The following is a 12,576-nucleotide window of genomic DNA, read 5'->3' on the forward strand; positions in this document are numbered from 1 at the left end:
CGTAATATTATGTGTGGAATTGTTGGCTATATCGGATTTAGAGAAGCGTATCCAATTGTAATTAAAGGGTTAAAGAGACTAGAATATAGAGGATATGACAGTGCCGGAATCATGTTGTGTGATGGCGATAAAGTCATGATCTCAAAGACTAAAGGAAAGGTTTCTGATCTTGAAGAAAAGTCTAAAGATATAGCTTCATCTACAGCAACTATCGGAATGGGACACACTCGTTGGGCAACTCACGGCGTTCCTAATGATATCAATTCGCATCCACATGTTTCTAATTCAGGAAATATTGTAATCATACACAATGGAATCATAGAAAATTATGAGCCGTTGAAAAAAGAATTATTAAAAAGAGGCTACACTTTTACCTCTGATACGGATACGGAAGTTTTAGTAAACCTAATTGAAGATGTAAAAAAGAAAGAGAATATAAAACTTGGAAAAGCAGTACAAATTGCCTTAAATCAAGTGGTTGGCGCTTATGCTATTTGTGTTTTTGATAAAGAAAATCCAGACGAAATTATAGTTGCCCGATTAGGAAGTCCGATCGCGATTGGTGTAGGTGAAGATGAGTTTTTCATTGCTTCCGATGCATCTCCTTTTATTGAATATACTTCAAATGCTATTTATTTGGAAGACGAAGAAATGGCGATTGTACGACTTCACAAACCATTGAAAATCAGAAAAATTAAAGACGACTCATTAGTTGATCCTTACATTCAGGAACTTCAAATGAACCTGGAGCAAATCGAAAAAGGGGGTTACGACCATTTCATGCTGAAAGAAATCTATGAGCAGCCTAATGTAATCAAGGATACCTATAGAGGAAGACTTTTGGCAAATCAAGGAATTATCCGAATGGCCGGTATTGAAGATAATCTTGAAAAATTTCTTCAAGCAGAAAGAATAATCATTGTTGCCTGCGGAACTTCTTGGCATGCTGGCTTAGTAGCCGAGTATGTAATAGAAGAGTTTGCAAGAATATCTGTTGAAGTAGAATATGCTTCTGAATTCAGATACCGAAATCCAATAATTAACAAAAATGACGTGGTTATTGCAATATCGCAATCAGGAGAAACTGCTGATACTTTGGCCGCTATTAAATTGGCGAAAGAGAAAGGCGCATTTGTCTTCGGTGTTTGTAACGTTGTAGGTTCCTCCATTTCGAGAGAAACTAACGCCGGAGCTTATACACATGCCGGTCCAGAAATCGGAGTAGCGTCCACCAAAGCATTTACTACTCAAATTACAGTATTAACGATGATTGCTTTGCGTTTGGCTCAAGCCAAAGGAACCTTATCCAATTCAGACTTACACAGATACTTGCAAGAATTAGAAGTTATTCCAGAAAAAGTTGCAGAAGCATTAGCCTCAACCAATGAAATGGCTAAAGAAATAGCAGCCAAATTTAAAGACGCGACCAATTGTCTATACCTGGGAAGGGGTTATAATTTTCCGGTAGCATTGGAAGGTGCATTGAAACTAAAAGAGATTTCATACATACATGCCGAAGGTTACCCTGCGGCTGAAATGAAACACGGTCCCATTGCGTTAATTGATGAGCATATGCCCGTAATTGTTATCGCGCCAAAACAAGGACATTATGACAAAGTAGTGAGTAACATTCAGGAAATTAAATCAAGAAGCGGAAAAATTATTGCAATTGTTACTAAAGGAGATACCCAAGTAAAAGGTTTAGCCGATCATATAATTGAAATTCCAGAAACATCAGATGCTTTATCGCCATTGATTACTACAATTCCGTTGCAATTGTTGTCCTATCACATTGCAGTTATGCGTGAGTGCAACGTTGACCAACCTCGAAACTTAGCAAAATCGGTTACGGTAGAATAATTTTTTCGAAATATACAGTTTAAAAGCAGGGATATTTCCTGCTTTTTTTTGTCGTGATTTTTATGATTAATTTAATAAAACTTTCATTTCGTATGTACGCATAGTATTTTTAACATCAATATTGCCAAATAGTTAATGAAAACTTAAAAAACTGTCGAATATCATATTATCATTATAAAAACATAAAACTAAATTATTAATAAAAATACCCCCTATTATTTGATAATGTAAAAGAAATATTTGTATTTTGGCTTCATATAACCAACAAAATTAAAACCAAATGAAGATTTATTTACTTATCGTTTCATTGTTTTTTTGCGGCATCACGTTCTCGCAAACTTCAATATCGGGTTCGGTAAAAGACAGTAAAAACCAACCAGTTCCAGGAGCCAATGTAAAAGTTTCTGGTGACAGTGCCGGAACCATTACTGATAGTGATGGAAATTTTACTTTGTCAACGACAAAAAAACCTCCGTTTAATCTTGAAATTTCAAGTATTGGCTACGGAACACAAAAAGCCAGCATAATTTCTAACAACCAAAAGCTAAGTATTTCTCTAACTGACGAAGAAACGCAACTAGACGAAATTGTAGTTTCTGCTTCTAGAGCTCCAGAGAGAATTAGGGAATCCCCAGTTACAATCGAAAGATTTACCTTGAAAGACGTTAAAAAAGCTGCCGCTCCATCCTTTTACGATGGATTGGAAAACCTAAAAGAAGTTCAAATGAACACGAGTAGTTTGTCTTTCAAATCTATTAATACTCGTGGATTTGCAACTGTTGCAAATACTAGATTCTTACAATTAGTCGACGGAATGGACAATTCTTCGCCGTTATTAAATTTTGTTTTAGGAAATCTTATTGGAATTTCTGAAATTGATGTACAAAGTGTAGAGCTTTTACCCGGTGCATCTTCAGCACTTTATGGAGCGAATGCATTTAATGGAATATTGTTCATGAACAGTCAAGATCCTTGGACACGTCAAGGCGTAACTGCTTATGCAAAATATGGGCAAACAAATCAAAAAGCAGCTGGAACAAACGATTTTTATGATTATGGTGTAAGAGTAGCTCATGCGTTCGATAAACATTTTGCAGCAAAAGCTAATTTTACCTTTATGAAAGGTACCGATTGGTTTGCAACTAATTATGATGATATTGAAGTAAAAGGTAGAACTAGAGCAGACCATGGATACAATGGTATTAATGTTTATGGTGATGAAGTGGTCTTGAATCTTAAAAGTCGACAACCTTTTGGTAGTAGTGCCTATAATATTTTACCAAATGAAGACATAACAAGAACAGGTTACAACGAAACGGATCTAACAGAAAGCAAAGTTAGAAATGCTAAAGTAGACTTCTCGTTGCACTTTAAGCCTTGGGCAAATGACATCGAAATAATTTGGCAATCTAAATTTGGTTTTGGAAACTCAGTCTATCAAGGAGCAAGCAGATATAATTTGAATGGCTTTTTTATGCAGCAGCATAAAATTGAATTAAAAGGTAAAAACTTCTTCTTAAGAGGGTATACAACGACTGAAGATGGCGGAAAATCGTATGACATGACCTTCACAGCTATCAACATTAACAGATTATGGAAGTCGGATAAACAATGGTTTACTGACTACGGTGGTGCTTTTGCTAATGCTACGTTAGGATTTGTTCCTGGTGTTGGTACGAACCCAGCAGCTGCACATGCCTATGCAAGAAGCAGAGCGGATTTTGGAAGATTAGTTCCTGGCACTCAAGCCTTCAAAGACGCATTTAATCAAGTAATTGCTGATCCAAGTATATTAACAGGCTCTAAATTAGTGGATAATTCAAGAATTTATCATTCAGACGCGAATTACAACTTTAAAGATTTATTTAAACCTGCCGAAATACAAGTGGGTGGGTCGTACAGACTTTATGAATTGAACTCTAGCGGTCGAATTTATACGGATGCTAACAGCACTATTAATTATAATGAATATGGCGTGTATTCTCAGATTCAGAAAAAATTTATGGATGACCGATTAAAATTAACAGGATCTGTAAGGTACGATAAAGCTAAAAATTTCGACGGGAATTTCTCTCCAAGAATTTCTTTTGTTTTCGCTGTAGATAAAGAAAAAAATCACAACTTTAGAGGTTCATTCCAAACAGGATTTAGAAATCCTACTACACAAGACCAGTATATCGGATTTGATATTGGAAATAGAGTGCTAATTGGTTCTGCTCCAGACAACTTAACGCGATTTGTTGAAACAAGAACAGACGGTGTGAATGATGTTACAATTTCATCTGCTGGGCAAGCTATATTAGGTTCTAACTCGGTAACACTCTCAGGAAATGAGGCTTATTACAATTCATTTACAAAAGATTCTTATTTAGCTTTTGATGCCGCCTACAGATCTGGACCACCATCAGGTCTAGCAAATGCAGCTACATTGTTAGTTAAAGCTGATGTGAATTTAGTTAAACCAGAACAAGTTAAAGCCTTTGATTTAGGATACAGAACGAATATTAAAGGATTTTCATTAGACATTAACGGATATTACAATATTTATAATGATTTCATTGGAAACTTAAATGTTTTCACACCATATTACGGAACAGCAGCGACAAATCCTGATATTGCTACTAACACTTCTGCATTAGCACTTGCAAGTAGAGATTCAAGAGAGTACCAGCTTTATACGAATACCAATCTGGAAGTTAAATCATATGGTTTTGGTGCAGGACTTGTTAAAAAAATCTACAAAAATTTTGAATTGAGTGGAAACTACAACTATTCAGCTTTTGATTTTGATCAAGCTAAAGACCCAAATTTTGAAGCAAGTTTTAACACGCCTAAACATAGAGTGAAAGGTACTTTGAGCAATGATAAATTAATTGGCGATTTAGGCGTTTCCGTTAGTGCACGTTGGAATTCGGAATATTTATGGGAATCTACTTTTGCAGATGGAGTAATTACTGAAGCAACTGTTATTGATGTTCAGGCTAACTACAACATAAAATCTTTGAAATCTATTCTTAAAGTTGGAGCAACAAATATTGGAGGTAAAGAATACGGACAAGTAATCGGAGCTGGACTTATTGGTCAGCAGTACTTTATGTCTTTAACCATTACTCCATAAAAAATCAATATTAAATAAATTAAAAATATTATGATAAAAAATATCAAATTGTTACTATTGGTTTCGCTGACCTTTGTAGCTTGTAGCAGTGATGATGAAGCAGTTATAGATCAAAATTCATCAGATGGTTTACCTTTAACCGCAGGTACAGCAAATTTTTCCAAATACGTTTCTTTGGGAAACTCATTAACTGCTGGGTATTCCGATAGCGCACTTTTTATAAAAGGACAAGAAGGCTCTTATCCAAATATATTATCACAACAATTTGCGTTAGTTGGTGGAGGAGAATTTAAAATTCCTTTTATGAATGATAATATTGGTGGCTTTCTATTAGGAGGAGCACCACTTCCGGGATTCGGACCAAGATTGTATTTCAACGGCAGTGGTCCTGCACAGGTTCCAGGAACCATAACAACTGAATTAACGAATATTTTAACTGGTCCCTTTAATAATATGGGAGTTCCAGGAGCAAAAAGTTTTCATTTATTAGCACCTGGATATGGGAATATTGCTAACCTTTCTTTAGGACAAGCTAACCCTTATTTTATTCGTTTTGCTTCTAGTCCGGGTACATCTATTATAGCAGATGCAGTAGCTCAAAGTCCAACTTTCTTTTCGCTATGGATTGGAAATAATGACGTTTTAGGTTATGCAACTTCGGGAGGAACAGGTGTTAATCAAACTGGGAATTTAAATCCTGCAACTTATGGATCAAACGATATTACCGATCCTAATGTTTTTGCAAGCGTTTATTCAGGATTAGTAACTCAATTAACAGCTAATGGAGCTAAAGGAGTAGTAGCTAACATTCCTTATGTTACTTCAGTTCCATTTTTCACTACTGTGCCTACCAACCCAATTCCAGGGTTACCACCAGCAAGTGCAGGTCAATTAAACCAACTATTCGGCGGTATTAACGGAGCATTAGCCGGAGCGGGTTTACCACCACGTTTCGTAACATTAGTATCTGATGATGGAAATTCAGCTACGGTTGAATCAAATCCACTTTTAATTGTTGATGAATCATTACCTAATATTTCTGTACAAATAGCTAATGCATTGACTCCGCTTTTAGGCGCTACAACAGCAGGATATTTAGGTAGTATTTACGGTCAAGCCAGACACGCAAGTAATAACATAAGTTCAAGAGACTATATTTTATTAACTGCTAGAGGTGTCATTGCTACAACGCAAGCTGGAGCACCATCACCATTCAACACTGTCGGAGTATCGTATCCAATGCAAGACAATACAACATTAACAGCAAGCGAAACTTTAGAAGTAAAAACAGCTACTGATGCTTATAACGCAACAATTCTTGCCTTAGCAACAAGTAATGACTTAGCCTTTGTAGATGCAAATGCCGCTTTAACTCAAGTAGCGAATGGCGGAATTTCAGGAAATGGCTATACGCTTATTTCAACTTATGTAACTGGTGGAGCATTTTCTCTTGATGGAGTTCATCCAAGTCCAAGAGGCTATGCCTTGATTGCCAACAAATTTATAGAAGCTATAAATTTAAAATACGGTTCTAATTTTAAAGGAGTAAGTTTTGCAAATTACAGCATATTGTATCCTGCAGTTTTATAAAAACCAATAGCTTAAATTTAAAAAACCACTCTTTATCGAGTGGTTTTTTGTTTTACAAGGGTGTTAAAAATTTTTTTAGTGCTAATCATGTAAAAAATAAGCAAAAAAATTTATTTAAGCATTGATTTTTCAAATAGAAAAATTACCTTTGCACTCTGAAAAAAGAAGTGTTTTAGTCAAACCTAAATAGCTATTTAATAAATACATAAGTAATGTCACAAGCAATAGGAAAAGTTTCGCAAATCATTGGCCCAGTAGTAGACGTAGTATTTGATACTAAAGATGTTGAATTACCAAAAATCTATGACTCATTAGAAATCATCAGCAAAAATGGTTCAATTTTAGTACTTGAAGTGCAATCCCATATCGGTGAAAACACAGTTCGTACTATATCCATGGACTCAACTGATGGTTTAAGCAGAGGAACAGCTGTAAAAGCTACAGGTGCTCCAATAAAAATGCCAATCGGGCCAGATATTTACGGACGTTTGTTCAATGTAATTGGTGATGCTATTGATGGATTAGGAAACTTGCCAAAAGAAGGAGCTAACGGAATTTCTATTCACCGTCAAGCACCAAAATTTGAAGATTTATCAACGTCTACTGAAGTTCTATTCACTGGAATCAAAGTAATCGATTTGATTGAGCCCTACTCAAAAGGAGGTAAAATTGGATTGTTCGGTGGAGCCGGAGTTGGTAAAACAGTATTGATTCAAGAATTGATTAACAACATCGCTAAAGGACACGGTGGACTCTCTGTATTCGCAGGAGTTGGTGAAAGAACCCGTGAAGGAAACGATTTACTTCGTGAGATGTTGGAATCAGGAATTATAAAATATGGTGACGATTTCATGCACTCTATGGAAAATGGAGGATGGGATTTATCTAAAGTAGACAAACCAGGAATGAGAGAGTCAAAAGCTACTTTCGTTTTCGGTCAAATGAATGAGCCACCAGGAGCAAGAGCTCGTGTAGCTTTATCAGGATTATCTATCGCTGAATATTTCCGTGATGGTGCAGGTTCAGATCAAGGTAAAGACGTACTTTTCTTCGTTGACAATATCTTCCGTTTTACACAAGCAGGTTCTGAGGTTTCGGCTCTTTTAGGTCGTATGCCATCTGCCGTGGGTTACCAACCAACATTGGCAACAGAAATGGGTGCGATGCAAGAAAGAATTACCTCTACAAATAAAGGATCTATCACATCAGTACAAGCGGTTTACGTTCCTGCGGATGATTTAACGGATCCAGCACCGGCAACAACCTTTGCTCACTTAGATGCAACAACGGTATTGTCTCGTAAAATTGCTGAGCTTGGTATTTATCCTGCAGTAGATCCATTGGATTCGACTTCAAGAATTCTTACTGCTTCTATCTTGGGTGACGAACACTACGATTGTGCACAAAGAGTAAAAGAAATACTTCAAAAATACAAACAACTTCAAGATATCATCGCCATCCTTGGATTGGAAGAGTTATCAGAAGAAGATAAATTAGCCGTATCAAGAGCACGTAGAGTGCAACGTTTCTTGTCTCAACCGTTCCACGTTGCTGAGCAATTTACAGGATTAAAAGGAGTATTAGTAGATATTAAAGATACCATCAAAGGATTCAATATGATTATTGATGGTGAATTGGATCACTTGCCAGAATCTGCCTTCAACCTTAAAGGAACCATTGAAGAAGTTATCGAAGCAGGACAAAAATTGTTAGCAGAAGCATAATCAATTAACAATGGATAATTAACAATTGACGATTTTACATTATCAATTATCAATTATCAATTATCAATTATAAAAAATGATTTTAGAAATAGTATCACCAGAAGCTACATTATTCAAAGGCGAAGTTACTTCGGTTTCTTTACCTGGTGTTGACGGTTCGTTCCAAATATTGAACAACCACGCGCCTATAGTTTCTATTTTAAAACACGGTGTAATCAAAATTGAAGCACCAAGTTTTACAATGTTAAAAGATGTGGAACATAAATTTACTAAGGTAAATGAACAAACCTTCCTATTGGAAATCAATTCAGGAACTATTGAAATGAAAGACAATAAAGTAAACGTTTTAGTCGATTAAAACCACTTTAAAATAAAGCAAGGAAGCCCGACAAATTACTGTTGGGCTTTTTTTATTCTGGTAGATTAAGCTATTTTTTTCGAAGCGATTTCAGCACAAGCGAACCCAATGCATAAGCTTCTAAAGCGAGACCTGCTATCAAAACATAAGTTGAAAAATAAGAATGGTATATTTTTAACAATGCGCCAATAATCACTACTACCATCCCAATTATTAATAAGGTTAATTCTTTTTTCATCTTTACTGATTTTCGTTTACAAATACTAAAATACAATTTCTAAACACAAAAGCACATAAGCAAGCAACACATTATTTTTTTATTTTGAAGCTAATCCAGCTTTCCACTATATCTTTTTAGTTTGTCATACTGAGCAAACTAAAAAGGATGCCGTTGCACACGAACGAAGTGACTGCCGAAGGAATCTGGGCTATAACACATCAGACATAAATACCTTTTTTTCAAAATATCCTATAAAAAAAGCCAAATGAATTTCATTTGGCTTCTTACTATCTTATACGTAATCTTATTTGTCAATCACAATTTTCTTAGTAACCGATTGATTTCCGTTTTTCACTTTCAATAAATAAATCGCCGACTGAATCGCATCTAAATTTATAGTCTCGTTAAACAACGACTGATTTGCATAGCGTTTTGAATAGACTACTCTTCCTCGCAAATCAAAAACCTCAACATCAACTGGACTAGAATCATCTGCATTAAAATGGATTGTAAAAGTTCCATTATTCGGATTTGGATACAGTACAAAATTGTTTAAAGCATTCTCATTCACGGCAAGCGCTGTGGTAACAGTACAAATGCTTAAACCCCAACTGTTTAATACACCACCATCCTGATTAAACATATCTCTAATTCGCAAGGTCCATGTTCCCGTAGAACTTTGACCAACCAAACCGCTTAAAGCCTGCACTGGAATAACAACTCCTGAGATACCGGGATCTACTCCACAAACAACAGCAGTTCCATTATCATCAAAAGTGGCGCTAACATTTTGGATGTCATCACTCGTACACGGATTCGTAAACAAATTAATTTGAGTTCCAGCCGGACTTATCAAAATCGCTCGCAAATCATTTATCCACGTATGTGTTATATCCATAGTAACAGTAATGCTATTAATCGTTCCACCTGACGGTATGTTTAAAGTTGAATTTACCGTTGGTGTTCCCGTAGCCGAAATCGTTAACGGAATATTACTCGAATTAAAATCGGCACAACTCAATTGTCCTGTCGTAAATTTAAAAGGTGCACTAAAGGTTCCTGAACATGAAACGTTCTTTGGCAAAACGCGCCAAAAATAATTATTCGCTTGATTCAGTCCGCTAAAAGTAAAACTTGTTGCTGTTGTGGTGACCGTATTTAAAACAATTGCAAAGGAGGCATCATTCGCCAATTGCACATCATAAAAAGAGGCATTCGTATTCGCTGCCCAAGTAACCGTGGCTGTTGTAGCAATTCCGGTAGCAAGATTTGCAGGTGATGTCAATGACATAGTTGGGAAATTTGAATTGAACAACTCTAAATAATAATTTATTACTTTAGAAGTTGCCCCAGATGAAGCGGTAACCGCCAAAGTATAGAATCCAGGCAATGCGCTTGTAGTATTAGAAACTGTCATGGTAATCGCTCCATTTGCAGTCATACTCGAAGGTGAAAACGTGACTGTACTTCCCGTTGGATTTCCAGTAGCACTAAAAGATGTAGTTCCCGAAAAACCAGTAAGTGCCGTATAATTAATAGTATAAATAGCTGAAGATCCTGTACAAATCGGTTTGTTTTGCTCACCAGCAACGCCATTAAATGCGGCAAGAAAAGTAGCCGTTGGCGCTGTAATTGAAAAATTAGTATTAGAAACATCATAAAAAATATTCTCATATCCTTTTACCATAATTCTATTTTGTGTACCAACATTATTCGGAACCGCAATTATTTCGGAACCATCATTCGGAACTTTACTCGCCAACAATATTGGGAAAGAAGTTCCGCCATCTGTAGACAGATAAATATCAACATAAGGGGTATTTACGCCATTCGCTGTGGTTCCAGCAACATTCCAAGTAACGTTTTGTGTCGAACCAGCACCCCATGAAATCACTGTATTTGGAACTGTAATTACGAATGGTCCAGCCACTGCATTAACGGTAACTTTCATTAAATCAGAAGCAGTTTGTCCGCCTCCTGCTCTATTATCTCTAACAGTAAGCGAAAAATTTAAATCTCTAGCAACCGATGGGCAAACTTCCCAAGTATTCGAAGTACTTCCAGCTAAAACTGTTCCTAAATTTGGCATATAACGTGTTGGAGAAGTAGTTCCCGGAAGCGTTCTAAACATAGGGCCAGCCGCTCTAGTCGCTACAGGAGCTGAAGCCGAATTCGGGTTTTGAGGATCATTTTGTTCCCAATTGTAGGTAATAGCATCGCCATCAGGATCTGAAGCAGTTCCAGTCAAGATAAATGCAGTTGATTTTGGAATAACATAATCATTTCCAGCATTGGCAACCGGTGGATTATTTATGAAATCGGTCATTATTGGACACGAAGAACTGACTCCAGTTTTAACATTGGCAGAAATATCCCTGATGTTTACATAGCCAAAATAATCATCGCTACTCGACTGAACATCAGCTGGACAAATACCTGCATAGCCCATAATGCTAGAACCAGAACCGGTTTCCACTTCTGTCAAACCACTACCTGAACGGCAACCCGAACTACTTTGAACGTGAAAACCACCAAATTGATGTCCCATTTCGTGCGCCACGTAATCAATATCAAAAGGATCACCCGTTGGATTATCTCTACCTGTCATTCCGGTTCCTTTATGATTTCCCGATGCTGGATCCGTATTTGAACCACATACACAACCTATACATCCTGCATTTCCTCCACCATCAATGTTGAAATTGTGTCCAATATCATAACTATCAAAACCTACAGTTCCGTCAATCGTAATTCCAGTTTGGGTATTATACTCACCACTCCAAGGGTCAGAATTTACGTTTCCGTAATAAATAAGTTGATCATTGTTAGCAATAAAAATTAATGTTATTGCTAAATCTTTTTCATAAACGCCATTTACACGTGTAATCGTTGCCAGCATCTGCGCCTGAATGTTCGCTCTTTTTTGAGCATCACTTCCTGCTCCCGCAAAAATATTTCCATATTCCGCAACACAAGACTGAGCCAATCTATAGGTTCTCAGTTTTTTATCATCCGTACTCAAAGTAGCATTTGAATTTTTACTATTTGCACCATTTAAAGAAGGTAAATTAACTCCTTGATCCGTTAAACAAGCAAAATCATTTCCGTTTTTGGTCAACGAACTTTTGCTGTAAACTATGTAATTGTTTCTGTCTTCTGTATAGGCATCGATAAAAACCGTGCTTTTTTCGCCCGACAAAGTCATACTATTCAGTCCTAATTGCGTAACCGAAAATCTTGCCACTGCGGTTGGGTTCTCAATCCCTTGAGCCGCATACGTTTTCATCATTGGGTATTTTACCGCCAAACCAGATTCCATACTTGGCGTTTCAACGACCCTGAAATGTTCCAATTGACCTTCCGCGTTTGGAAGTTCAATGATCAGTTTTGATTTGCCTTTACTGTCTCGCAACGGAGCTGTCGCCAAAGAAGCTTTCAGTGCATTTAAATCCAATTGAAACAATTCAAAATTTCTCGGAAATGAATTCCTTTTCACTTTGGTTGCTGAGGCTAATTCAGATTCTTTTACTGATTTCCAAATGCTTTTTGATTGGGAAAAAGCAGTATTGATTACCAATAATGTAAACAGTAAGAGATAAATTTTTTTCATTTTATTTTTTTTTGGTTGCCCAAATTTAAATATATAATCGAGTTTTTAATCTGAATTTATATTTTTATTTAAAATCCTCTTTTATAAAAGTTGCTT

General features: G+C 36.4%; 7 protein-coding genes. 5 read left to right on the forward strand and 2 right to left on the reverse strand.

Annotation, left to right across the window (positions count from 1 at the left end; all coding sequences use genetic code 11):
• Positions 1-9 precede the first annotated feature (9 nt).
• From glmS to PSU83_RS13765, 5 genes are all read left to right on the forward strand, one after another.
• Positions 10-1,860 (forward strand): glutamine--fructose-6-phosphate transaminase (isomerizing), encoded by a 1,851-nt coding sequence (gene glmS, locus PSU83_RS13745; protein ID WP_300590123.1) that lies wholly within the window; start codon positions 10-12, stop codon positions 1,858-1,860.
• A gap of 280 nt (positions 1,861-2,140) precedes the next feature.
• Positions 2,141-4,978, forward strand: a complete 2,838-nt coding sequence (locus tag PSU83_RS13750) for a TonB-dependent receptor (RefSeq protein ID WP_300590124.1) — start codon at positions 2,141-2,143, stop codon at positions 4,976-4,978.
• A gap of 30 nt (positions 4,979-5,008) precedes the next feature.
• The gene (locus tag PSU83_RS13755; protein ID WP_300590125.1) at positions 5,009-6,568 is read left to right on the forward strand and encodes a G-D-S-L family lipolytic protein; all 1,560 of its coding nucleotides are present in this window, start codon (positions 5,009-5,011) and stop codon (positions 6,566-6,568) included.
• A 212-nt stretch (positions 6,569-6,780) separates the two neighbouring features.
• Positions 6,781-8,292, forward strand: coding sequence for a F0F1 ATP synthase subunit beta (atpD, locus tag PSU83_RS13760; protein WP_300590126.1), 1,512 nt, complete (start codon positions 6,781-6,783; stop codon positions 8,290-8,292).
• 76 nt (positions 8,293-8,368) lie between these two features.
• Positions 8,369-8,650, forward strand: a complete 282-nt coding sequence (locus PSU83_RS13765) for a F0F1 ATP synthase subunit epsilon (RefSeq protein ID WP_300590127.1) — start codon at positions 8,369-8,371, stop codon at positions 8,648-8,650.
• A gap of 70 nt (positions 8,651-8,720) precedes the next feature.
• Here PSU83_RS13765 and PSU83_RS13770 read toward each other — a convergent pair whose 3' ends face one another.
• Both PSU83_RS13770 and PSU83_RS13775 read right to left on the reverse strand, forming a co-directional pair.
• The gene (locus tag PSU83_RS13770; protein ID WP_300590128.1) at positions 8,721-8,888 is read right to left on the reverse strand and encodes a hypothetical protein; all 168 of its coding nucleotides are present in this window, start codon (positions 8,886-8,888) and stop codon (positions 8,721-8,723) included.
• A gap of 286 nt (positions 8,889-9,174) precedes the next feature.
• Entirely contained in the window at positions 9,175-12,480 is a 3,306-nt protein-coding gene (locus tag PSU83_RS13775) for a reprolysin-like metallopeptidase (RefSeq protein ID WP_300590129.1), read from the reverse strand.
• Positions 12,481-12,576 lie beyond the last annotated feature (96 nt).

The sequence above is a fragment of the Flavobacterium sp. genome (assembly GCF_029945805.1).
Taxonomy (GTDB): Bacteria; Bacteroidota; Bacteroidia; order Flavobacteriales; family Flavobacteriaceae; genus Flavobacterium.